The 21,945-nt window shown below is 68.3% G+C and carries 23 protein-coding genes; 10 read left to right on the top strand and 13 right to left on the bottom strand.

Going from position 1 to position 21,945, the window contains the following annotated elements; translation table 11 throughout:
• Nucleotides 1–10 precede the first annotated feature (10 nt).
• On the bottom strand, nucleotides 11–655 hold the full coding sequence (locus tag ACRWNM_RS16655; protein ID WP_431968402.1) for a YqgE/AlgH family protein: 645 nt from the start codon (nucleotides 653–655) through the stop codon (nucleotides 11–13).
• A 174-nt stretch (nucleotides 656–829) separates the two neighbouring features.
• On the opposite strand from ACRWNM_RS16655, the gene ACRWNM_RS16650 reads away from it, so the two are divergent.
• Entirely contained in the window at nucleotides 830–1,591 is a 762-nt protein-coding gene (locus ACRWNM_RS16650) for a lysophospholipid acyltransferase family protein (RefSeq protein WP_431968400.1), read from the top strand.
• 2 nt (nucleotides 1,592–1,593) lie between these two features.
• On the opposite strand, the gene ACRWNM_RS16645 is transcribed toward ACRWNM_RS16650, so the two are convergent.
• Nucleotides 1,594–1,905, bottom strand: coding sequence for a GNAT family N-acetyltransferase (locus ACRWNM_RS16645; RefSeq protein ID WP_431968398.1), 312 nt, complete (start codon nucleotides 1,903–1,905; stop codon nucleotides 1,594–1,596).
• A gap of 160 nt (nucleotides 1,906–2,065) precedes the next feature.
• Between ACRWNM_RS16645 and ACRWNM_RS16640 the strand changes: the two genes are divergently transcribed.
• Nucleotides 2,066–3,652, top strand: a complete 1,587-nt coding sequence (locus ACRWNM_RS16640; RefSeq protein WP_431968396.1) for an alpha/beta hydrolase — start codon at nucleotides 2,066–2,068, stop codon at nucleotides 3,650–3,652.
• A 193-nt stretch (nucleotides 3,653–3,845) separates the two neighbouring features.
• On the opposite strand, the gene ACRWNM_RS16635 is transcribed toward ACRWNM_RS16640, so the two are convergent.
• Both ACRWNM_RS16635 and ACRWNM_RS16630 read right to left on the bottom strand, forming a co-directional pair.
• A complete protein-coding gene (locus ACRWNM_RS16635) occupies nucleotides 3,846–4,961 on the bottom strand; it encodes a glycerate kinase (RefSeq protein WP_431968394.1) in 1,116 nt (371 codons plus the stop codon).
• A 178-nt stretch (nucleotides 4,962–5,139) separates the two neighbouring features.
• Nucleotides 5,140–5,493: a winged helix-turn-helix transcriptional regulator gene (locus ACRWNM_RS16630; RefSeq protein WP_431968392.1), complete on the bottom strand. Its 354-nt coding sequence runs from the start codon at nucleotides 5,491–5,493 to the stop codon at nucleotides 5,140–5,142.
• A 137-nt stretch (nucleotides 5,494–5,630) separates the two neighbouring features.
• On the opposite strand from ACRWNM_RS16630, the gene ACRWNM_RS16625 reads away from it, so the two are divergent.
• Nucleotides 5,631–6,521 carry an NAD(P)-dependent oxidoreductase gene (locus ACRWNM_RS16625; RefSeq protein ID WP_431968390.1) on the top strand — a complete coding sequence of 297 codons (891 nt, stop codon included), beginning with the start codon at nucleotides 5,631–5,633 and terminating at the stop codon, nucleotides 6,519–6,521.
• 47 nt (nucleotides 6,522–6,568) lie between these two features.
• On the opposite strand, the gene ACRWNM_RS16620 is transcribed toward ACRWNM_RS16625, so the two are convergent.
• The 3 genes from ACRWNM_RS16620 to ACRWNM_RS16610 are packed head-to-tail and all read right to left on the bottom strand — an operon-like array spanning nucleotide 6,569 to nucleotide 8,578.
• On the bottom strand, nucleotides 6,569–6,811 hold the full coding sequence (locus ACRWNM_RS16620; RefSeq protein ID WP_174555485.1) for a helix-turn-helix transcriptional regulator: 243 nt from the start codon (nucleotides 6,809–6,811) through the stop codon (nucleotides 6,569–6,571).
• Nucleotides 6,801–7,652, bottom strand: a complete 852-nt coding sequence (locus ACRWNM_RS16615; RefSeq protein ID WP_431968388.1) for an ABC transporter permease — start codon at nucleotides 7,650–7,652, stop codon at nucleotides 6,801–6,803. Before ACRWNM_RS16615 ends, ACRWNM_RS16620 begins: the two co-directional genes overlap by 11 nt.
• Nucleotides 7,649–8,578, bottom strand: a complete 930-nt coding sequence (locus ACRWNM_RS16610; protein WP_431968386.1) for an ABC transporter ATP-binding protein — start codon at nucleotides 8,576–8,578, stop codon at nucleotides 7,649–7,651. Before ACRWNM_RS16610 ends, ACRWNM_RS16615 begins: the two co-directional genes overlap by 4 nt.
• 436 nt (nucleotides 8,579–9,014) lie before the next feature.
• On the opposite strand from ACRWNM_RS16610, the gene ACRWNM_RS16605 reads away from it, so the two are divergent.
• Complete coding sequence (locus ACRWNM_RS16605) at nucleotides 9,015–9,215, top strand: hypothetical protein (RefSeq protein WP_431968384.1); 201 nt, start codon at nucleotides 9,015–9,017, stop codon at nucleotides 9,213–9,215.
• A 507-nt stretch (nucleotides 9,216–9,722) separates the two neighbouring features.
• The gene (locus tag ACRWNM_RS16600; RefSeq protein WP_431968382.1) at nucleotides 9,723–10,169 is read left to right on the top strand and encodes a nitroreductase/quinone reductase family protein; all 447 of its coding nucleotides are present in this window, start codon (nucleotides 9,723–9,725) and stop codon (nucleotides 10,167–10,169) included.
• A gap of 1 nt (nucleotide 10,170) precedes the next feature.
• Here the strand turns inward: ACRWNM_RS16600 and aroQ are convergent, their stop codons facing one another.
• Both aroQ and ACRWNM_RS16590 read right to left on the bottom strand, forming a co-directional pair.
• Nucleotides 10,171–10,608, bottom strand: coding sequence for a type II 3-dehydroquinate dehydratase (gene aroQ, locus ACRWNM_RS16595; protein ID WP_431968380.1), 438 nt, complete (start codon nucleotides 10,606–10,608; stop codon nucleotides 10,171–10,173).
• A 78-nt stretch (nucleotides 10,609–10,686) separates the two neighbouring features.
• Nucleotides 10,687–11,283 carry a hypothetical protein gene (locus tag ACRWNM_RS16590; RefSeq protein WP_431968378.1) on the bottom strand — a complete coding sequence of 199 codons (597 nt, stop codon included), beginning with the start codon at nucleotides 11,281–11,283 and terminating at the stop codon, nucleotides 10,687–10,689.
• Nucleotides 11,284–11,758: 475 nt separating this feature from the next.
• Between ACRWNM_RS16590 and ACRWNM_RS16585 the strand changes: the two genes are divergently transcribed.
• Nucleotides 11,759–13,372: an NTF2-like N-terminal transpeptidase domain-containing protein gene (locus ACRWNM_RS16585; protein WP_431968376.1), complete on the top strand. Its 1,614-nt coding sequence runs from the start codon at nucleotides 11,759–11,761 to the stop codon at nucleotides 13,370–13,372.
• A 73-nt stretch (nucleotides 13,373–13,445) separates the two neighbouring features.
• On the opposite strand, the gene ACRWNM_RS16580 is transcribed toward ACRWNM_RS16585, so the two are convergent.
• The 3 genes from ACRWNM_RS16580 to ACRWNM_RS16570 form a co-directional block, all read right to left on the bottom strand.
• Nucleotides 13,446–13,805 carry a DUF3054 domain-containing protein gene (locus ACRWNM_RS16580; RefSeq protein ID WP_431968374.1) on the bottom strand — a complete coding sequence of 120 codons (360 nt, stop codon included), beginning with the start codon at nucleotides 13,803–13,805 and terminating at the stop codon, nucleotides 13,446–13,448.
• A 96-nt stretch (nucleotides 13,806–13,901) separates the two neighbouring features.
• Complete coding sequence (locus tag ACRWNM_RS16575; protein ID WP_431968372.1) at nucleotides 13,902–14,996, bottom strand: lysylphosphatidylglycerol synthase transmembrane domain-containing protein; 1,095 nt, start codon at nucleotides 14,994–14,996, stop codon at nucleotides 13,902–13,904.
• A 4-nt stretch (nucleotides 14,997–15,000) separates the two neighbouring features.
• Nucleotides 15,001–16,521 (bottom strand): adenylate/guanylate cyclase domain-containing protein, encoded by a 1,521-nt coding sequence (locus ACRWNM_RS16570; protein ID WP_431968551.1) that lies wholly within the window; start codon nucleotides 16,519–16,521, stop codon nucleotides 15,001–15,003.
• A gap of 113 nt (nucleotides 16,522–16,634) precedes the next feature.
• Here ACRWNM_RS16570 and ACRWNM_RS16565 point away from each other — a divergent pair, with 113 nt between their 5' ends.
• The 4 genes from ACRWNM_RS16565 (at nucleotide 16,635) to ACRWNM_RS16550 (ending at nucleotide 20,550) form a co-directional block, all read left to right on the top strand.
• Nucleotides 16,635–17,900 carry an AI-2E family transporter gene (locus tag ACRWNM_RS16565; protein ID WP_431968370.1) on the top strand — a complete coding sequence of 422 codons (1,266 nt, stop codon included), beginning with the start codon at nucleotides 16,635–16,637 and terminating at the stop codon, nucleotides 17,898–17,900.
• Complete coding sequence (macS, locus tag ACRWNM_RS16560; RefSeq protein ID WP_431968368.1) at nucleotides 17,878–19,053, top strand: MacS family sensor histidine kinase; 1,176 nt, start codon at nucleotides 17,878–17,880, stop codon at nucleotides 19,051–19,053. The genes ACRWNM_RS16565 and macS overlap by 23 nt, the downstream gene beginning before the upstream one ends.
• A gap of 83 nt (nucleotides 19,054–19,136) precedes the next feature.
• A complete protein-coding gene (locus ACRWNM_RS16555) occupies nucleotides 19,137–19,769 on the top strand; it encodes a response regulator (protein ID WP_431968549.1) in 633 nt (210 codons plus the stop codon).
• Nucleotides 19,770–19,863: 94 nt separating this feature from the next.
• The gene (locus ACRWNM_RS16550) at nucleotides 19,864–20,550 is read left to right on the top strand and encodes a DUF1707 SHOCT-like domain-containing protein (RefSeq protein WP_431968366.1); all 687 of its coding nucleotides are present in this window, start codon (nucleotides 19,864–19,866) and stop codon (nucleotides 20,548–20,550) included.
• A 25-nt stretch (nucleotides 20,551–20,575) separates the two neighbouring features.
• On the opposite strand, the gene ACRWNM_RS16545 is transcribed toward ACRWNM_RS16550, so the two are convergent.
• Nucleotides 20,576–21,766, bottom strand: a complete 1,191-nt coding sequence (locus ACRWNM_RS16545) for a helix-turn-helix domain-containing protein (protein WP_431968364.1) — start codon at nucleotides 21,764–21,766, stop codon at nucleotides 20,576–20,578.
• Nucleotides 21,767–21,945: the final 179 nt, after the last annotated feature.

The raw sequence follows: 21,945 nt of genomic DNA, 5'->3' as shown, positions 1-21,945 counted from the left end.
GTACACGGGCTCAGTTGCGTTCCAGTTCAATCGGGTGGGTGGCCAGCAGCGAGAGCGGCAGAGGCTGGCGGCGCAGCACGTGCGCCCAGAGATCGGAGCGGCCGGTGCTGATCGGGTCGGAGGAGAGCGCCGAGAGCACGATCCAGTCGTCGTTCTCCAGCTCGCCCTCCAGTTGACCGAAGGTCCAGCCGGAGTAGCCCGCGAAGATCCGGACGCCCTCGACGAGCGGGGCGATCCGATCGGGATCGGCGTCGAGGTCGACGAGAACCACGCGGCCGTCGACCCGGCGCAGGCCGGGCGCGCCCGCGGTGGTGGCGCCGGCCTTCAAGGTGCCGAGACAGAGGGCGGCGTCCCGTTTCACCGGCCCGCCGCTGAACAGGGTGCGCGGTGTGGTGGCCAGATCGGCCCAGCGCGGCAGCACGTCGTGGACCGCGGTGTCGGTCGGGCGGTTGAGTACGACGCCGAGACTGCCGGAGTCGTTGTGCTCGATGATGTACACCACAGTTCTTCGGAAGGTCGGCTCGACCAGATCCGTCGCCGCCAGCAGCAGGGTGCCCGCCCGTACCGCCTGCTCGCCGCGCCGGAAATCGCGACGGCGACGGTCACCGTGCCCGCCGTGAGTTTTCCGATCATCCGGGTCGTCTCCGCGTGCCACTCGCACATCATCGCAGTTTGTGCGCCTCAGTGCTCGTTTCCAGGCCCCTGGATTTCGTCGCGAGTTCACCGCGGGACAAAAGGGGCGACAACTGTCTGAGCCAATTTTCCGGCCCTGTTCGGCGGCCAGCTGCCCGATGTGGCACATACACGGCGACGTCGTAGAGTCGGCGGTATGGAAGCGCCCGAGGTCGTCCTCGAGAACAGTGACGCCGTCTACGACTACTACCGCGATCACCGGCAGAACCGGCTGAAGGCGAAGGCCGCGTATGCCCTTCTGGGACGCCGCTACCACCCCCGGATCAGCTACGCCGAGCGCGCCAAGGAAGCGGTGCGGGCGCTGACCAGGTCGGGCAAGCCGATCATCTTCGCGATCAACCACCTCTCGCAGAACGATCCGTACACGGTCGCCGCGGCGGCCTGGCGCAGCCCGCTGCGCACGCTCATCGGCCGGGTGCGTGTACTGGCCAAGGACGAGCTGTTCCTCGATCCCGACCAGCGGCGCAAGGTCGACATGATGGGCGGCATCCCGGTCTTCCGTGGCAGGGATCACGGCATCAGAGCGGTGAACGCGGCGGGGCAGCGCATGATGGACATCTGCGCAGAACGGCTGGCGCGCGGTGATCACATCGCGGTGTTCCCCGAAGGCACGTGCAACGACGTCGACCCGACCAAGGTGCAGGCCATCGGCAGCGGCATCGGGCACATCGCGTTCCGCGCCATGAAGCTCGGCGTGCAGCCCACGCTGGTCAGCCTCGGTCTGAGCTACGGCCCGCGCCCCGACCCGACCATCGAGCCGACCAAGGAAGAGGCCAAGTCGGCCAGCTTCTACTTCCAGTCGCCGATCGCCGACCTGCCTGGCAAGCCCGCGGAGATCGCACGACTGGTGCACGCGGATCTACAGCTCGCGCTCGACGGCGCCGTCGCGAACTACTGAGATCACTGCGGCAGACCGAGGCGTTGTCTAGCCCACTGTGGCACCGCGGCGATGTACTCGGGGTGCGTCTGCACGAAGTGGTGAACCAAGGGGCACATCGGCAGCACGCCGAATCCCTCCCGGCGAGTGCCCGCCAGCGCCGTGCCGACCAGCTGCGTCGCGTAGCCCTGGCGCTCGTAGCTCGGGTAGATCTCGGTGTGCACGAACGCGCGCTCGGACGCGGTGTCCTGGTATTCCGCGTATCCGGCGATGGCACCGTCGACGTAGATCTCGAAGCGTTCCAGGGCGACATTGTTGCGGATCTCGGTCGACATGGCTCGACGCTACTCCGGTATGCCCGTCGGCGAGACATCGCAGCGCATCCGGTGTGAAATCGTCGGTTCGACTTGTCTACCCGGCCGCGGCCCGATCAGAATGCTCTTGGTCGCGCCGTGCGCTCTGCCGAGGGCGGTGGCTCGGCGGAGGTGCGAAAACATGATGAGGACGCGTATTTCACGGGTGGCCGCCACCCTTGCCGCAGCGGGTCTGCTCGCCGGATCGGTGGTGACGGGACTCGCCGACGCCGCTCCCGCAACGGTTTTCGGATCTTGTCCGGAGGGCGCGGTGCCCGAGAACTCGGGCGCGCAGTGCGCCGTGATCAGCGTGCCGATGAATCACTCCGATCCCGACGGCCCGCGTATCGATCTCACCGTCAGCCGGATCGCCGCCACCGGCGAACGGCACGGTGTCATCTTCACCAACCCAGGCGGCCCCGGCGCCGACGCGCTCGGGTTCTGGGCGCAGCGCGTCGAGGTCGTGCCCGCCGCATTGAACGCCCACTACGACCGCGTCGCGGTGCAGCCGCGCGGGCTGCGCTGGGCCACTCCACTGCGCTGTGCTGGCGGCACGGAAGAGGCGGAGGGACAACAGGTTTCGATCGGCGGCGGCAGTCGCGACGAGATCGAGAAGGCCTGTGACGCGGCGCAGCCCGGCTACCTGGACACCATCACCACCGAGAACACCGCCCGCGACATGGATGCGGTGCGCGCCGCTCTCGGCATCGAGCGGATCAGCTATCTCGGCACCTCGTACGGTACCTACCTCGGTGCGGTGTACGCCTCGCTGTTCCCCGACCGGGTCGAGCGCATGGTGCTCGACTCCAACGTGCACCCGGACTGGGTGTGGACCGAGGAGTTCGCTCAGCAACAGGCCGCGGGCAAGCAGCGCCTCGACGACCTGTTCGCCTGGATCGCCGAGCACAACGGCGAATACCGGCTCGGCGAAACGGCATTGCGCGTCTACCAGAACTGGGTGCGGCTGGTCTCCGCGCAGGGCGGCGGCTGGTACGCCAACCTGACGCCGCCGCCCGCGAGCGTGGCCGATCTGCCGGGTGAACTGCCCGAGCCGTTGGCCGAGTTCGCCCGCGACGGCTTCAACGGCACCATCGAGCAGGGCGGCAAACTCCAGAACCTGGTGCGCACCTTGATCTCCGGCGGCGGCTCGGCGCAGGTGCCGCTGGTCGGCGCGACCGCGGTGGCGACCTACACCCGTTCGTTCTGGCCGACTTTCGCGCGGGCGATGTCCGATGCCAACGCCGATCCCGCCAACGTGCAGCGGCTGCTCGCCATCGAGGGCGCCACCGCCACCGACCCCACCGGCCGCTTCGTCTTCTCGGCCATCACCTGCAACGAGAACGCGGTGCAGAGTCGCCCGGAACTGATCGGCGCCGCGATCGGCACCATCGCCTCCGGCGGCAACGCCATGGACGCCCGTGCCGACCTGGTCCGCGCGGGCCTCAGCTGCGGATCCTGGCGGCCGGTCGCCGAACCGGTTCCGTTGAGCGGCGCCGCCCTGCGCACGAAACCGCTACTGCTGCAAAGCAGGTACGACGCACTCACGCAATACGAAGGCGGCCCGGCGATGGCGCGGGCGCTCCAGGGTTCTTTGATCACCGTCGAAGGCGGCGACCACGGCACCTTCGGGCGCGGCAACCCCGCGGTCGACGACGCGGTGCTCACCTACCTGCGCACCGGCCAGGTCACCATCACCCACGCCGAGCAGGCCCCACTCCCGACCCGCTGATGCGCCTGCTCTCCCACGTGCGGATATCCGGCTCGCATGCGGAGAGAGATGGCGGTTCGGCGGCCGGATGCCCTAGCGAAAGCGGCCTTCCGCACCGATGCCCGGGACGAGCTGACGGCGGTCGGCTGCTACCGCGATCGGGGCGGCGTGGCGCTGATGTATGGGGGCGATAAGGCGTGGTGACGGTTGCCGTTCAGAGCTCGTGCTGGGCAATGCCGTCGCCGATTCGCTCGAGGAGTCGTGCGGCGTTCGCCATGGAGCGAGCCGGGTCCGGTTCGAGGTCGCTCAGTGGGTAGCAGGCGGTGAAGCCCGCGGCGCGCAGTGCGTCCGGATCGAGCTGAACGCGGCCCGCCACCGCGACGACCGGGACGCCCGCGGCGCGCGCCGCCGCGCAGACGCCGACGGGGGCCTTGCCGTGCAGACTTTGGGCATCGAGCGAGCCCTCGCCCGTCACCACGAGGGTCGCCTCGCGCAGCAGGGCCGGGAAGTCGAGGAGATCGAGCAGCACCTCGATGCCGCTGCGTACTTCTGCGTCGAGTACCGCGAGCGCGCCGAAGCCTGTGCCGCCCGCCGCGCCCGCTCCCGGCCGCTCGGCGAATTCCGGGCCGACCAGCTTCGCCCAATTCGTCAGCGCCGCTTCGAGAATCGCTCGTTGCGCCGGGTCGGCGCCCTTCTGCGGTGCGTAGACCGCGACCGCGCCCTTCGGCCCGAGCAGCGGATTGTCCACGTCGCAGGCGAGGGTGAACCGGGCCGCGGCGGCTCTCGGGTGCAAGCCGGTGCGATCGAGGTGTGCCGCGCGTGCCAAAGCACCTCCGCCCGACGGCAATTCACGACCTTCGGCGTCGAGGACGTGAACACCGAGCGCGCGCAACAGACCCGCGCCGCCGTCGGTGGACGCGCTGCCGCCCAGGCCGAGCACTATGTGCGTCGCGCCGCGCTCCAGCGCGTCCGCGATGACGACGCCGAGCCCTTCCGTCCCCGCGCCGAGTGGATCGAACTGTCCGCCAGGCAGTTTCACCAGTCCGGCGACCTCGGCCAACTCCACGACCGCGGTGTCCCCGCGCAGTGCGTAGGCAGCGGGCGCCGGAACGCCCGTCGGCCCCGGCGCGATCGACTCGACCCGCTCCCACCCCGCGGCGACGAACGCGTCCACGGTGCCGTCACCACCGTCGGCGACCGGAACGCGCACGAGCTCGGCGTCGGGCCGCGCCGCGGCGATTCCGGCCGCCAGCGCGGCGGCCACCGCTGACGCGGACAGCGAACCCTTGAACTTGTCGGGGGCGAGCAGCACCCGGGGCGCGGAGGTCATGCCCACATTGTCGGCGCAGCCCCGAACCCCCGCACGCCACGGCACGCCCCACATCGCCGCGCAGATCAGCGACATTTGCCCGAGCGACCGAGCTCGTTCTATCGACGGCAGTCGGATGGTTCCGACGGGGTGGTCCGAGAGGCCCGTGGAGCAACCATTGCTCTCCCGCCAGTCGCGCTCAGCCGACCGACGCCAGATTCCCGAGCAGTTCCACCCGATGCTTGTCGCCCCACTCTTCGAGCGGGCGCAGCGCCGCCGCGAGTTCGTGGCCGATCGGGGTCAGCGAGTACTCGACGCGCGGCGGGATCTCCGGAAACACCTCGCGGTGTACGACTCCGCTGGACTCCAGCTGGCGCAGATTCTCGGCGAGGACCTTCTCGCTGACGCCTTCCAGGAGGCGCCGGATTTCGCCGAAGCGCTGGGGGCCCGCACCGAGCACCCACATCAGGTGCAGTTTCCATTTGCCGCCGACGACGTCGATCGCGACCGACATACCGCACACATCGTGATCCATGTCACTCTTGCCGTTCATCGCCGACCTCCTGACCATATTTCGGACCTCGAGGTAAGTATCCCCACCTCGACGTGCGGTCTTGTCGACTCTACCTGCACAGACGACTATCGGTTCCGGCGCCGCGAACCAGCAATCCAGAACCGAAGGGGCACACAATGTCCGAGCAGTCCACCCGTTCCGTTTCCGTGATCGGCCTCGGTCCGATGGGGCAGGCGATGGTCCGGGCCTTCCTCGACGCGGGCGTCGAGGTGACCGTCTGGAATCGCAGCACCGCCAAGGTCGACGCGATGGTCGAACTCGGCGCCAAGCGGGCCGCGACGGTCGCCGACGCGCTCGACGCCAACGAGGTGACCGTGGTCAGCCTGACTCACTACGCCGCCATGTACGACGTGCTCGGCCAGGCCGAGGACCGGCTGGCGGGCAAGGTGATCGCGAATCTGTCGTCGGATTCGCCGGAGAAGACCCGCCTGGGCGCGGCGTGGGTGCGCGAGCGCGGCGCCCAGTTCATTTCCGGCGGCGTCATGTCGGCGGGGGACAACATCACCCATCCCGCGTCCTACATCTTCTACAGCGGTCCGCGCGAGGTGTTCGACGCGCACGCCGAGCTGCTGCGCCCGCTGAGCCCGCAGGAGTACCTCGGCGCGGACGACGGTCTGGCCCAGATCTTCTACCAGGCGCTGCTCGTCATCTTCCACCCGTGGCTGCTGGCCTTCGACCAGGCCACCGCCGTGATCGCGAAGTCGGGCCACGACATCGCCCAGTTCGTACCGTTCGCGGTGCGGTCCAGCGAGGCGTTCCCCTACTTCATGCAGGAGTTCTCCGTCGCCAACCAGGCGGGCGGCTGGGCCGACCTGGCCAGCTTGAAGATGATGGAGGCCGGCGCGCAGCACATCATCGACGCCAGCGAAGAGGTCGGCGTCGACGCCACCTTCTCGCACACCGCTCAGTCGTTCTGGCGCAAGGCCATCGCCGCCAGCGAGGAGCGCGGCAGGGCGGTCTCCACCTACAACCTGATGCTGGGTGAGCGCGAGTCGGACGCGGTGTGAGCCGTCCGGACGAGCCCGCTCGGTGACCGTCATCGGCCAGTTCGTCCTCAGGCGGTTTCGCTTCCCGATCCGAGCCGGGGGAACGGGGCGGTGGAGAAGACGACCTCCACCGCCACCTCGAAGTACTCCGCGATGCGCAGCGCCAGGTGCAGGCTCGGGCTGTATTCGCCGCGCTCGAGGTAACCGATCGTCTGGTAGTGCACGCCGAGCGCCTCCGCCAGCTCGCGCCGGGAGATGCCACGCTCGGCGCGCAGCATGGCGATCCGGTTGTAGATGACCTCAGTAGGCACGCTGCATGGCCTTCTCGCGTCGGGCGGCGACGCTGGAACCCGATTCCCGCCGTGCCATCCTGCGCAAAAGGATCGGCGCGAGAACGAATCCCGCCGCCGCCCAGATGCCGAGCACCGCAATGGTTTCCACATGCCGCCAGGAGCCGCCGAGCTCGACGGCCGCCGCCTCGTCCGGCAACATCGCCGCGCGCATGCCGAGGCCGAGCCAGTAGATCGGGAAGCACTGGGCAATTCCCTGCACCCAGCCCGGTATCGAGGTGATCGGGTAGAAGATGCCCGACACCGCGACCAGACCCATGATGGGCATGGACGCGAACCCGACCCCGCGCGGGCTGTCGAACAGCGCACCGATGCACGCGCCGATGGGCAGGGTGGCCAGCATGCCGAGCAGCACGATGCCGATCAGCGACAGCCACGCGGCCGGGGTGTCCAGCGCGACGTCGCCGACCACGAACAATCCGGGGACGAGCACGATGCCGAACGGCACGAGCACCCAGCCCGACACCGTGACCACCTTGCCGACCAGGTAGCCCACCATCCCGTTCGGAGTCGCCTTGGCGCGCAGCAGGGTTCCGTCCTCGCGCTCCAAGCTGAGCAGCTGGGCGATGCCGAAGATGCCGTTGAACGAGACCAGCATGCCGAGAATGCTCGGCAGCGCGAGCGTCCCGAGCGCGAAGCCGCTCGACCCGAACGTCGTGTTGCGCATGAAGATCAGCACGACCACCATGATGACCGGCCAGAACAGCAAGCCGAAAAGGTCCTGGCCGTTGGTCACCGTCTGCCGCAGCTCGATCGCGCCGCGCGACAAGCCTGCGCGGACCGCGTTCCTGATCGGGTTCATCGCGCCACCTCCTCCAAGGCGTGGACTTCGTTCTCCAGCTGACCGGATTCGAACTGCCGCACCAGTGTCATGTACGTGTCCTCGAGGGACGCGCGGCGCACCTCGAGCTCGCCGATGTCCTCGCCGTACTGCTTGAACAGCTCGTAGACGAACTTGGTCGACTCGGTGGTGGTGTGCACGAAGCGCTGGCCGTCGCGAGTCCAGCGCACCTCGGCCTCGCCCGCGATGCGGCGGGACAACTCGTCGGCCGAACCGTCCGCGATGATCCGCCCGCCCGCCAGGATCAGGATGCGATCGGCCAGCTTCTCGGCCTCGTCCAGGTCGTGCGTGGTGAGCAGGATGGTGGTGTGCAGGTCGTCGGCCAAACGGTGGATCAGGTCGTGGAATTCGCGCCGGGCCTGGGGATCGAAACCGGCGGTCGGCTCGTCGAGGAACAGCAGTTCCGGGCGGCCGACGATGCCGATGGCGACGTCGAGCCTGCGCCGCTGACCGCCGGACAGGGACATCACCTTCGTGCCCGCCTGTTCGGTCAGGCCGACGGCCTCGATGAGTTCGTCGGTGTCCCACGGCCGGCTGATTCGCTCGGTGCCGTACGGCGCGTAGTACCCGCCGAGATTCGACAGCAGTTCGCGCACACGCCATTTCCCGTGATCGCGCCAGGATTGCAGGACGACGCCGATGCGGGCCCGCCAGTCCTCGCCGCCGTGCGCGGGATCGGCGCCGAGGACATCGACCCGGCCCGCCGAACGGATGCGGAAGCCTTCGAGTATCTCGATCGTGGTGGTCTTGCCCGCGCCGTTGGGGCCGAGCAGGGCCAGGACCTCACCGTGCCGAGCCTGGAAGCCGACCCCGTGCAGGACGTCCTTCGCGCCGTAGCGCATTCGCAGACCCTCGACGTCGATCACGACGCCATCGCCCACAGTCATGGCATCCTCCCGTTATGCGGACCGGATGGTTCGTAGCATACCTACTACATTCCGAGGGAACAATGCTTTGCTCGGCCGAAACCGATTGGCGCACCGGCTCGCCGATGGAGGACCAGTCGCCATCGCCGCCGGTGGTGTAGGGGCCGGGCGAGCCGGAAGCGGGGAAGTGTTGCACCAGTGCGCCTTTGTTGCACCAGTCGATGGCGGCGGCGACCACACCGCATCGAATGAGAAATCTGCTGGAGCGCAAGGCGAAATTCGACATGCCAACAGCGTTCGTCGCCGCGCTTTCCAGAAGTTTATGAAGGGCAAAGCATCTCGAGCCTGTCGGTGATGCGGTCGCCCGCTCGCCGGTAGCGGGCCGCTTTTCGAATCCAGTTCGACGCCACGCCGCGCTGGTCGTTGCCTTCCGGCTGTTCGTTATTCAGCCTTAGCTATGCCCGACACCTGCCCCACCTGCTCGTGGTCCTCGCCGATGCTCGTGTCCTCGCATCGCTCCGTCCGCTATTTGCGCTGCGTGTGCGGTAGATGGCTGGTCTCGCACGGTGGTGGGGTGGATCTGGTCGCCGAACGCGGTATTGCCGCCGAGCCGCAGGCGGCCGAACACCTCGAACTGATTCCGCTTCCCGAGGGGTGAGCGTTGATTCGGCGCGCGATTCGGTTCGCGTGCTTTCCCTTTCGGGATATCGGCGATTCCGGTAGCGCCGGCGTTCTGCGCACGAAGACTATTTCGTAGTCCGGCCGAGCGAGTCGGGTCGCGATCACTTCGGCTCTGTCGAAGCTGGAAGTGCCGACGGTCGAGCACTTCTGGCGGATCGCGGCCGTTTTCGTGCTCGTGGGTTCGACGCTTACTTGTTGGTTCGTCTGGTTCCTCGGTAAGTGTTGCCTCGTTGCCTCGTTGCCTCGTTGCCTCGTTGCCTCGTTGCCTCGTTGCCTCGTTGTCCATGTCCATGTCCATGTCCATGTCCATGTCCATGTCCATGCCCATGCGCGTTGCCCGTGCCCGTGACATGCGCCGAGCTCGGGTGGCATCCGGGAGGGACCGCGCGTCAACAGAAAAGAGAGCACTGCTCTTGACTTTGTGCGCACAGGGGTGAATCATTGTTCTCAACAGAGAGCAGTGCTCACAGAATGAGGAGACATCATGGACGCCACCACCCGCTACATCGGCCCCACCGGCTTCGATCCCATCGTGAACCGCATCGTCAACTGGCTGCCCCGGCTGGGAATCAGCATCGCGGGATCGCGGCTGCTCGCCGTGCGTGGCCGCAAGAGCGGGGAGTGGCGGACCACGATGGTGAACCTGCTGGTGGACGAGACCGGCGCGCGCTACCTGGTCGCGCCGCGCGGGCACACGCAGTGGGTGCGGAATCTGCGGGTCGCCGGCGCGGGCGAATTGCGGCTCGGGCGCAAGGCCGAGGCGTTCACGGCCACCGAGGTGGCCGACGCGGACAAGACGCCGGTGCTGCGGCTCTACCTGGAGAAGTGGGGCTGGGAGGTCAACCGCTTCTTCGACGGCATCACCAAGAACTCGACCGACGACGAACTCGCCGCCATCGCATCGGGTTTCCCGGTTTTCCGTATCGCGTGAATCAGCGGGTGGCGAGGAATTCGATGGCGGCGGCGTAGCCCTGAATTCCCATGCCCGCGATCACCGCGGTGGCGATGGGGGAGATGAAGGAGTGGTGCCGGAATTCCTCGCGGGCGTGCACATTGCTGATGTGCACCTCCACGATCGGCACCTCGGGGATCACCAGCGCGTCGCGCAGCGCGACCGAGGTGTGGGTGAGCCCGCCGGGATTGATGACGATCGCCGACTCCGCGCCGCGCGCCTCATGGATCCGATCGATCAGCGCGCCTTCGTGATTGGACTGGAACGCGACGATCTTCCTGTCGAACTTCGCCGCAGTCCGTTCGCATAGTTCGACCACGTCGTCGAGGGTGGCCGAACCGTACACCTCGGGCTGGCGGGTGCCGAGCATGTTCAGGTTCGGCCCGTTGAGGACCAGGATCGGGGCGGTGTCGGCCATGGGGCCAACCCTAATGGGCGCGGCCACAGAGCGAACCGCGCCCGGCCGAGCAGGAACGCCCGGCTCACGAACCCCGGCTCACAAACCTTTCGGGCCCTCCGACCGCAGGTCGTCGACCTTGCGCATCGCCGTGCGCAGTTCCTCGAGCCACGCCTCGGCGTGCTTGCCCGCCAGTTTCACCGTCCAGGCCAGCGCGTCGGAGCGAGAGCGGGCGACGCCGGAATCGACCAGGGTGTCGAGCACTTTGCGCTCCGGCTGGCGCAACCGCGTCATCACCGGAACGGCGAGCTGGGTGAACATGATTCGTTCCCCGTCCACGGAGACGCCCCACGCCACGTTGCGGCCGTAGCGGTGCTGGGCCTCGCCCGCGATCTGCATGCGCGCCGGGCGGGTGGATTCGCGGAAGCGGGCGATGGCGCCCTCTTTCGTCGCGGCCGGGATCTTCTCGGTGGGCGCTTCGGCGTCCTCGGTGTCGGTGGGCTCGGGCTTGGGCAGCGGCAGCTCGCCGATGACCACGATCTCGTCGCGGTCCACCTCGATGACCGGTTTGCCGGCGAACCAGTCGCTGGGCAATCTTCCGGCGAACCAGTCGGGCACATCGGCGGGGTCGGGAAGATCGGCCTGTTGCCAGCCGCCGGGGCGTCCGAAACCTCGTCCGCGGTGTTCGTGCCTCATGGCGATTCTCCTTCAGGAGCAAGGCGTGTATGCCTACTTACTGTGGTGCGGTGTTGCAATGATTACAAGATTACGCCGCAAGTCAGCGCGGTGGTTCCGCTCTGCGTGAACAGGGTGGGGAAGGGGTACTCCAGGGAGGTCGTACTGTGCCGGACGCGCTCTGTTCGGGACGGATCACTGACCGCAGGGGTTCTCGCCCGCGTTCGCGTTTCGGCAGGTACGGTAGCGGCGCCGGTTATCGCCTTGTGACTGGACACCGTTACCGATCGGGACCTTCGGACAGGCGTTTTCGGGCACAATTGACAATGCTGAGCATGGGTAACGGCCCGATCACCGGGACGTCGCAAACAGGTTCATTTCAGGTACGGTGGTCTTGTTGCTGGAGTGACAAGAGTGAAGAGTGGGCGACATGGATGTGAGGGGATCTCGCCGCTTTCGCGTTAGGGGCGCACTAGCACTCGCGGGAGCGGCGGCTGTGGCAGTCACCATGGGTTCCTGCGGGTTTCGCGAGGAGCCCAGCGAGCCCGCGGCCGTCGTCGAGCGCTTCACCGAACTCCTCGACAACCAGGATTACAAGAAGGCATCGGAGCTCACCTCCTATCCGAACGCCGCTTCGGCAACGCTGAAGCAAATGTTCGAGGGTCTGCATCCAGGCAAGGTCGACTACCAGAAGACCCAATTCATCGGCCTCGACTCGCAGTCGGCGATCTTCAGCATGGACGTCGACTGGAGCTTCGGCGCGAACAAGAACTGGAGCTACAGCCTCCAGGGCACGGTCCGCAAGCTCGCGATCGGCTGGCGGATCTCCTGGGAACCGTCTGTCGTGCTGCCGCAGTTGCAAGGCAACCGCACCGTGAAGCTGGTGCGCACCACGCCGACCCCGCCCCCGCGGGTCCTCGACATGGTCGGCGCGCCGCTGATGCACGAGCAGGTCATCAACGTGATCAAGCTCGACCCGACGCGAATGCCGGATCCGGTCGCCTCCACCGACGCGCTGGCCAAGGCCATCGAGCCCGTCGCGCCGCTGATCACCGGCCCCGCGCTGATGCAGCAGCTGGCCTCCTCTCAGGGCAAGCCGATCGTGGCGGTCAACCTGCGCGATGGCGATTTCGCGATCCTGGAACCGCGGATGGCGCCGATTCCCGGCGTGGTGATGGAGAAGCACCCGCGGCTGATCTCCTCGGACCGCCGGGTCTGGTCGCCGCAGCTGGACGCGCTGCGCAAGGTCTGGGAGACCAGCCAGGACGAGCACTCCGGCTGGGGCGTGCAGATCTTCGAGCCGGACGGGCGATTCATCAGCCAGGTCGCCGGCTACCAGGGGCCGCCGGGGCCGGACATCATCGCCACCATGGACCAGCGGTTGCAGCGCGCCGCCGAGGACGCGGTGGTGAGCGTCGGCACGCCCGCCACGATCGTGGCGATCCAGCCGTCCAGCGGAGCGGTGGTCGCGGTCGCGCAGAACAGTCAGGCCAGCGAGCACGGACCGATCGCGTTCACCGGCCTGTACCCGGTGGGCGGCAATATCGAGCTGTTCCGCGCCGTCGCGGCGGCCGGTAACGGCAAGGCTCCGCAGGACGTTTCGGTGCAGGAGGCGGCGGAGGCCGCGAGCAGGCTCGGCATCGGCATCGATTTCCAGGTGGCAGGGCTGGACGAGGTGACCGGACGGCTGGCCATCGCCGGACGCAGCGCCGAGCAGGTGCGCCAGGGCGGCGGGTCGGACGCGGTGCTGGCCAGCCCCTTCGGGATGGCGATCGCGGCGGCGTCGATCGCGCGCGGCGAGGTGCCCGCGCCGAAGATCGAGGTCACCAAGACGGGTGGCACCGACGCGCAGCTCACGCCGCTGGGCGGCGAGCTGACCGAACGGCTGCGCACCATGCTGCGCGACGCGACCGGAGCTCCCGATCTGTCGCCGCTGCGGCCTTACCCGGTGATCGCCTACGCGGCGAAAGCGGGCGACGACGGCTGGCTCATCGCGAACATGGGCGATCTGGCGTTCGCGGTGCACATCAACGACGTGGACAGCGGGAACGCCACCGCGCGGATGGCCGCCAGGATGTTGCAGTCGCTGGCCGCGCCGGAGCCGTCGTGATCGCCGCGCTCGGGTTCGCGCGCTGATCGGTTCGCACGCCGATCCGGTGCCTGCGATCCATCCGCGCGGCGGATCAGTTCAGCGCTCGGATCGCCGCGCGCCAACCCAGCAGGAACAGCGCGAGCACCGTGGCCGCGACCAGTACGAAGCTGAACGCGATCCCCTGTCCGCTGATCGCGCGCAGCGCCATTCCGCCACCGAGGGTGCCGAGCCACACCAGGACTCCCGTTGGCCACACCAGGGTTCCGTCGAGGCGTCCGGTGCGGCGCTCCACGGCGAGCGCGGCGGCCCACCCGATCGCCAGTCCGATGGCAAACGGCCACAGCGTCTTCAGCAGGCCCGCGATCACCGCCTCGTCGTGACTGCGCCGGCCGATGACGCAGAACAAGATCACCAACAATGCGTCCACCGCCACCGGGACCAGTCTCTTCACGGGCGCAAGCGTAGTGCGGCATCGTTTCGATCTCGATCTTGACACCGATCCGATACTGGCCCTGTCCAGTCACTTCGCCGGGACGTCGTCAGGCGTTCAGAGCGTGCGGCGCGTCTCGAATTCCTTCTCGTAGTCGGCGTCGTCGGCTTGAGGTGTACGGAAGAGGAAGGCGAAGACGATCCAGCCGACGATGGCGACCAGGATGAAGCTGACCAGGCGGTAGACGAAGGCGGCGGCGACCGCTTGGGCGGCGGGCAGGCCCGCGCCCGCGGTGAGGCCGTAGATCAGGGTCGCGTCGACGTAGACGATGCCGCCGGGGGCGAACGGGATGGAGCCGACGGCCTTGCCCGCGGTGAAGGCGATGAGCAGGCCCGCGAGTTTCGGATCGGCGCCGACGGCGTAGCAGGCCGCGCCGAGACAGGCGACGTCGCCGAATCGGTGCACCAGCGCCCAGCCCGCCACCCAGACGCCATCGCGTTTGCCGAGATCCACCGACTCGAGCTGGGTCAGGATCTCGGCGACCTTGCTCATGCCGTGGTCGGCAGAACGCTTGCGTACCCGGTTGACCAGCGCGAGCAGCCGACGCAGCACCTTCTCCAGCGAGCCGGGATTGCTCGAGATGTAGTTGCCCGCCCAGATCAGGGCTGCCACCGCGGCGAGCGAGAGCACGAGCTTCAGCGGTCCCACCTGATTGCCGACCAGCAGCGCGCCGCCGACGCCGAGCAGCGCGAGCCCGGCCGTCGCGATCACGCCGGAGATGACCAGCTGCCAGGACGCGACGATAGGACTCGCGCCCCAGCGCCGGGTCTGCCGGTAGGTGAACGCGGTGGAGAACACTTGCCCCGCGGGCAACGTCACCGACATCGCGGTCGCGCCGTACACGACCGCCACGGATTTGCTCTGACTCACGTCGACGCCGCCGGCGCGCAGCAGTTGTTTCTGCACCCGGCCGAATCCGCTCATGGCAAGCGCTTGGAACCAGATACAGGCCGCGACCCAACCCCAATGAATTTCGGTGAGTTTCTGCCACGATTCGTGTAGCCGCGGCCACAGATAGACGCCTTCGCCGATCAACAAAGCCAACAGCGCGGCGCCCAGCAACCATTTGGCCCACCAGAATTTGCTCCGGCCTTGCTCGACGGTGGACGTTCGCGGTGCAGGCTCGCCCGCTGTATCCCCGTTGGCCGTCACGCCGTCAGCCTAACGAATCTGCTGTTCGAACGTCGGCATCGGTGCGCGGGTCGGCGCCTTCTTTCGGCCACGCCAATCGGGTTTTCCTGCGGCGACCGCGCAGCTGCACCTCTTCGCCTTCCACCCAGAACTCCTGCTCGCTTTCCTCCGCGAAATACAATGCGCTACCGGAGGCGAGCACTCGGCCGGGTTGATCTTTGGCCAATTCGGTCAATCGGGAAGCCTCGTTGACCGGATCGCCGATCACCGTGTATTCGAAACGGTTGGCGGCGCCGATATTTCCGGCGACAGCCAAACCCGCGGACACGCCGATGCCGATGTCGAGGCCGGGCACCTCGCGCAGCGCCTCGCGGAGTTCGCGGCCCGCCGCGAGCGCCGCGGTGGGCGCGTCCGGCCGGTCCAGCGGCGCGCCGAAGATGGCGAGCGCGGCATCTCCGACGAACTTGTTGACGAACCCGTGGTGCCGGTCGATCACGTCGACCACGATGCGGAAGAACTCGTTGAGCAGGCTCACCACCTCGGTGGGCGGCCGTTCGGCGGCGGTGGCGGTGGAGCCGACCATGTCGACGAACAACACCGCGACGAACCTGGTCTCTCCGCCCAGCTCGGTGCCGTAGTCGAGGGCGCGCTGCGCGACTTCCTCGCCGACGTGCTGACCGAACAGCTCCTGGAGCTGGCGGCGCTTGGCCGCCTCCTCCATCATGCGGTTGAAGCCGACCTGGAGCAGGCCGATCTCGCTGCCGTCGAACACCTCGACCTGCACATCCCGGGCGCCCTCCTGCACCCGGTCGATGGCCTGGCTGAGCTGGCGCACCGGGTCGGAGATGCTCGAACCGGTGAGCATCGACAGCGCGAGCGCCTGCAAGATCACCACGCCGCAGAGCAGCAGGATCGAGATCGCCAGCGACTGGGCGGAGAACTTCACGTCCGAGGAGATCTGGGTGACGCACAGCAGCACGATGGCGATGGTGGGCGCGAAGGTGCCCATGCCCCAGGTCATCCCCATCCTGGTGCCGACGCCCGGCGTCAGGGTGTGATCGAAGGTGCCCTCGGTCAGGGCCTGCGCCGCGACCGGACGCAGGATGCGCTCGCCGAGCATGTAGGTGAAGCCGAACACGATGGTGGCCGCCATGCACTCGGTGACGATCACCGCACCGGCCAGCGCGGGCGTGTCGGAGATGATGAGTCCGGCCAGCACCGCGCCGCCGATCAGCCACAGCGCCAGATGCAGGATCGCCTGGCGCAGCGGCGCGTGCAGTGCGGCCATCTGTTCCTGGCGGCTCGGCGGACCGCCGCGCATCTGCCAGCGCATGACAGGGCGCAGCATCAGCGCCGAAGCGGCGAGGCTGAGCAATCCGCCGGTGATGAAGACGAGTGCGGGGATGAGCAGACCGGTGTGTCGGGTACCGGCCGCCTCGCCTTCCGGAACGGGGAGTCCGTACTGGATGAACGCCCACACCAGCACCGCGCCGAAGGCATTGGCCAGCAGCATCGATGTCAGGTAAAGCGGCCAGCGCGTATGCATGGTCTGCTTGACCGCTTCCAAGGGCGCTGACACGCCCCCTAATCTAGCGTTTCGATCATTCGTCCACGTGCGGCTGTCCGGACCGCCCGGCTCGGAGCGCTACCCTCAACGAGGTGACCGAGCTCGAGGAACGTCCACGCCGGGACTCCGCCGCGGACGCGGTGCACCCGATCGTCCGGCAGACCGCGGAGTGGGCATGGCGCCTGCTGGTCATCTTCGCCGCGGTGCTCGCCCTGGTGATGATCGTGCAGCGGCTGGCGACCGTCGTCATTCCCACGGCCATCGCGCTGCTGGCTGCCGCGCTGCTCGCGCCTTTGGTGGACTGGATGCAGCGCCTCGGCATACCGAGGTGGGTCGGGGTGTTCGTCTCGATGGTCGGCTCGCTCGGGCTGGTCGCGGGCATCATGACCTTCGTCGTCGAGCAGTTCGTCGATGGTGTGCCGCAGCTGTCCGACGAGTTCACCGGCAGCATCCACAAGATCCAGGACTGGTTGATCAACGGCCCGCCGCACATGAGCGACGATCAGATCCGCAACGCGGGCGACACCATCGTCAAGACGATCCAGTCCAATCAGGACAGTCTCACCTCCGGCGCGCTCACCACGGCCACGGTGATCGGGCACATACTGACCGGGACTTTCCTCACCCTGTTCATCCTGATCTTCTTCCTCTACAGCGGCGATCAGGTCTGGCAGTTCGTCACCCGGATCGTGCCGACCGCGCACCGGGAACGGGTCCGGCTGGCCGGGCAGCTCGGCTTCGGATCGCTGGTCGGCTTCGTGCGGGCGACCGTCGCGGTCGCGGCGGTCGACGCCATCGGCATCGGGGCGGGGCTGGCGATTCTCGGGGTGCCGTTGGCGCTGCCGCTGGCCTCGCTGGTGTTCATCAGTGCGTTCATCCCGATCATCGGCGCGTTCCTCGCCGGATCCATCGCGGTGTTCATCGCGCTGGTCACCAAGGGACTGGTGACGGCGCTGATCGTGCTCGGCATCATCATCGCGGTGATGCAGCTGGAAAGCCATGTGCTGCAACCGCTGCTGCTCGGCCGCGCGGTGAGCATCCATCCGCTGGCCGTGGTGCTGGCGATCGCGGCGGGCGTGGTGCTCGGCGGGATCGCGGGCGGCCTGCTCGCGGTGCCGTTCGTCGCGGTGATGAACACGGCGATTCGATCGCTGCTCGCCGACAGCCCGGAGGAGACGTTCGGCGAATTGCAGACCGCCGAGCATCGGCTGTATTCGGCGGAACCGGACCGGCCGGATCCGGGAAGGTTCGATGTCGAGGCGACGCTCGCCGAGGAGGTCGCGCTGCTGAGCAAGGTGCGCGGGGGCGACGCAGGCACCGGACGACAGAACGCCGATGAGCCCGGCCGCGCCGACTGAGCTCAGTCCGGCCGACGCGGCGACCGCGCCGCTGTGGCGGGCCGTGCAGGCGTTCCGGCTCGTCACGCTGCTGTACGCCGTCGGCCAGCAGGTCGCGTCCGTGCCCTACTACCAGAACCAGCGTCTGAGCTGGGTGTTCATCGCATTGATGGTGGTCTGGTCCGGGCTGTCCGCGCTGATGCTCTCGCAGTGGCATGCCGACGTGGTCAAGGTGCGGGTCTGGGTGGTGATCGGCGACCACATCGTGGTGATCGGGTTGATCGCCGCTACCCGGCTGGTCGCCGACTACGACTGGTACCACGGGCACCAGACCCTGCCGACGACCATGTGGGCGGCCAACGCGGTGATCTCGGCGGCGATCCTGCGCGGGCCGGTCGCGGGCATCGCGTCCGGGCTGCTGATCGCGGCGGTGATCATCACCGTGCGCGACCAGTGGGGACAGGACGTCTGGGCGGACGCGACCGCGCCGGTGCTCGTCTCGGTGGGCTTGGCGCTCGGGCTGGCCGCCAACACCGCCCGGCGCGCGCAGGAGCAGTTGCAGCGCGCGGTGCGCCTGACCGCCGCGGCCGAGGAGCGCGAGCGGCTCGCCCGCGAAGTGCACGACGGCGTGCTCCAGGTGCTCAGCTACATCAAGCGGCGCGGCAGCGAAATCGGCGGACCCACCGAGGAATTGGCGTTGCGTGCTGGTGAGCAGGAGGTGGCGCTTCGGGTGCTGATCTCCGAGCAGGGCGTGCGCGAGGACGCGGGCGGCGCCGAGCTGGATCTGCGTCCGCTGCTGACCGTGCACGCGACGCCGAAGGTGTTCGTCTCGACGCCGGGCGAGCCGGTGCGGGTGGGGCGTTGGGCGGCAGGGGAAATCGCCGCCGCCGTCGCGACCGCCCTGGTCAACGTCGAGCTGCACGCCGGAGTGGACGCGAAAGCCTATGTGCTGCTGGAGGACACCGGCGCCGAGCTGATCGTCAGCGTGCGCGACGACGGCGTCGGCATCGCCGCGGGCAGATTGGCCGAGGCGGAAGCTGAAGGGCGGATGGGAGTTTCGCGGTCGATCGTCGGGCGAATCGGCGCGCTGGGCGGTACCGCGGAGCTGCTCACCGAGGGCAGCGCGGGCGAGGGCGTCGAATGGGAATTCCGTGTCCCGCGCGACGCACGTTGACCTGGGGCTTCTGGCACGATGAACGGTACGGCGAGAGGAGCGGTGCGGTGACCGATGACGGTGCGGCCGGGACCATTTCGGTGATGGTGGTGGACGATCACCCGATGTGGCGCGACGGGGTCTCCCGCGATCTCGCCGAGGCCGGGTTCGAGGTCGTCGCGACCGCGGACGGTGTCGGTTCGGCCACCAGGCGCGCCGCGGCCGTACGCCCCGCCGTCGTCCTGATGGACATGCAGCTACCGGACGGGAACGGCGCTGTCGCCACGGCCGAGGTGCTGCGCGTCTCGCCGCGGAGCCGGGTGCTGGTGCTTTCGGCCTCGGCCGAGCGCGACGACGTGCTGGACGCCATCAAGGCGGGCGCCTCCGGTTATCTGGTCAAGAGCGCGTCGGCGGCCGAACTGATCGACGCGGTGCGCGCGACCGCCGCCGGTCAGCCGGTGTTCACGCCGGGGCTGGCCGGGCTGGTGCTCGGCGAGTACCGCCGGATGGCGACCGCGCCCGCCGAGCCCGACGAACCCCACCGGCCCGCACTCACCGAACGGGAGACCGACGTGCTGCGGATGGTGGCGAAAGGGTTGTCCGCCAAGCAGATCGCGTCCCGGCTCGGGTTGAGTCACCGGACGGTGGAGAACCACGTGCAGGCGACGCTGCGGAAGTTGCAGCTGGCCAACCGGGTCGAACTCACCAGGTACGCGATCGAACAGGGGCTCGAGTAGGCCGGGACATCCGACCGGCGGAGGATCCGCACGCGCGCCGGAATCCGGGATCGCCCTGATGCCGAGACCGTCGCCCCTCGGTAGCCTCGAAGCCATGGGCGGCCCCGAATCGGTATCCAATGGTGTCGGCTCCGATGGTGCGGTCGGCGATCGGGATCTGCGCGTCTCCGACGCCGAACGCGAGCACGTCGGTCAGCTGCTGCAGCGGGCCGTCGGGCTCGGGATGCTCTCGCTCGGCGAGTTCACCGAGCGGATGGACACCGCCCTGGCCGCCAAGACCCGCGGCGAACTGAACGCCGTGCTCATCGATCTGCCCGGCGTCCGCCTCATCGGTCAGCCCGCCGCACGGCCCACGACGTTCGTGAACTCCACGCCCTCGTTCGCGAATCGGCCGCCGATGCCGCCCGCCCCGGCGGGAAACGTGATTCGCGGCCGCATGTCGAGCGTGAACAGGCGCGGGCCGTGGCAGGTCGCGCCTTCGCTGCACCTGAACAACTGGTTCGCGGGCGTCACCCTCGATTTCACCGAGGCGGTCATGTCCACCCAGGTGGTCGAGTTGAACATCGACGACTACTGCAGTTCGCTGACCCTGGTGGTGCCCGCCGAGGCCACCGTCGACATGAACGGTCTCGACCTCATCGGCGCGAGCCTCAACAACAAGGTCCGCACCGGTCCTCCGCTCGGCCCGCTCCACCTGGTCGTCCACGGCCGCGTCCGCCTCGGCTCGGTCACCGCCAAGCATCCGTTCATCGCCCATTGGCGCAAACTGCTCGGGCACTGACCCGTGCCTTCGGTCGTTCGGCCGGTCAGGTGTTGACGCCGATGCGGCGGGCGAAGGCGCGCAGCGGGACTCGGCGGTCGTGGTCGAGGAGTTCGGACACGATGTGGCGGGGCAGGGACTGGTATTTGATCCAGTCGACGCCGCCGACGCGTTCGGCGTTCAGCAGCGCGTCCAGGGCGCGCTGATGCTGGCCGGTGCGGGTCAGCGCGACCGCGGTGTCGGCGAGGTGGCGGGCGCGTGAGGCCTGCGGCAGGCCGCTGTTCGCGGGCATCTCCTTCGCCGCGGCCAGCGCCTCGGGATAGCGCTCCGAGGAGACGTTCACGTCGACCGTCTGCATGACGACCTGGGATGGGCCGAAATAGGTTTCGTAGTCCTGCCGGTCGCCGCCGATGCGCAGCGCGACCTCACCTGCCGCCTCGATCAGCGACAGCGCCTCTGGCACGTTCTGGGCTCGGCCCGCCGCGGTCGCGCCTTGGAGCACGAGGGAACCGTAGGCGGACAGGTGCGCGGGCGGCACCTCGCCCTCCGGCTCCAGGTCCGTCGCGGCGCGCAGCGCGACCCGGCGCGATTCGTCGTACCGGCCCTGTACCAGCAGCTGCCAGGCCACCGAGCCGCGGATGGTCGCCAGCAGCAGCGAATCGTTGCCGCGCTCGGCGGCGGCCAGCGCCTGACGGATGGCGAGGAATGCCGGATCGGTGTGCCCGAGATGCACCAGGGTGCAACCGGTGACCCAGCACATGCGGGCGAGCAGTTCGTTGGCGGGTGCGACCGCGCCGTTGCGCGCGGAGTGCACGGTCGCGCGCAGCTGGATGAGGCTGGCGGGCAGGATCGAGGTGAGCAGCTCGTAGCGGCCCGCCCAGTACGCGCCCCAGGCGTAGTCGACCGCGCGGCGGCCGTCGTCGAGGCTCACTGCCTCCTCCTCGGGCACCTCGCCGAGCAAATCGTCCACGGGGGTCAACGCGCGCCGGATGGCGACGATGCCCGCGTCCGGGTTGCCGGACGGTATCCCGTGGCGCTTGCCGATCAGATCGGAGATGTCGACATCGAGCGCGCGCGCCAGTTTCTGCAAGCTCGCGATGGACGCGGTTTGGCGTCCACCCTGCTCGAGCTTGCGCACGAGATCCACGCTCACCCCGGCCTGGTCGGCGAGCTGGCGCTGTGTGAGCGCTTTGCCGCGAAAGCGCCGGATCCGCACCCCGATCGACGATTCGTCCATGTACCCAAGTCCTTTGTTAAATCTGGGTTTCAGAGTACGACGCTACGGGATGGACTTCACCCGAAGTGGGACATTGCGTACGACTCGTTGGCCGCTGGTTGGAATACCGTTGCCTTTCTGCAACTTTGAGAATGCAAAGGGCGGCGGCAATGACCACGATGCCGAACACCACTGTGCGA

It is taken from the genome of Nocardia sp. bgisy134 (assembly GCF_965341865.1).
Classification (GTDB): Bacteria; Actinomycetota; Actinomycetes; order Mycobacteriales; family Mycobacteriaceae; genus Nocardia.
The sequence above is the reverse complement of the archived record's forward strand: the minus strand, read 5'-3'. Positions and strand labels throughout refer to the sequence as shown.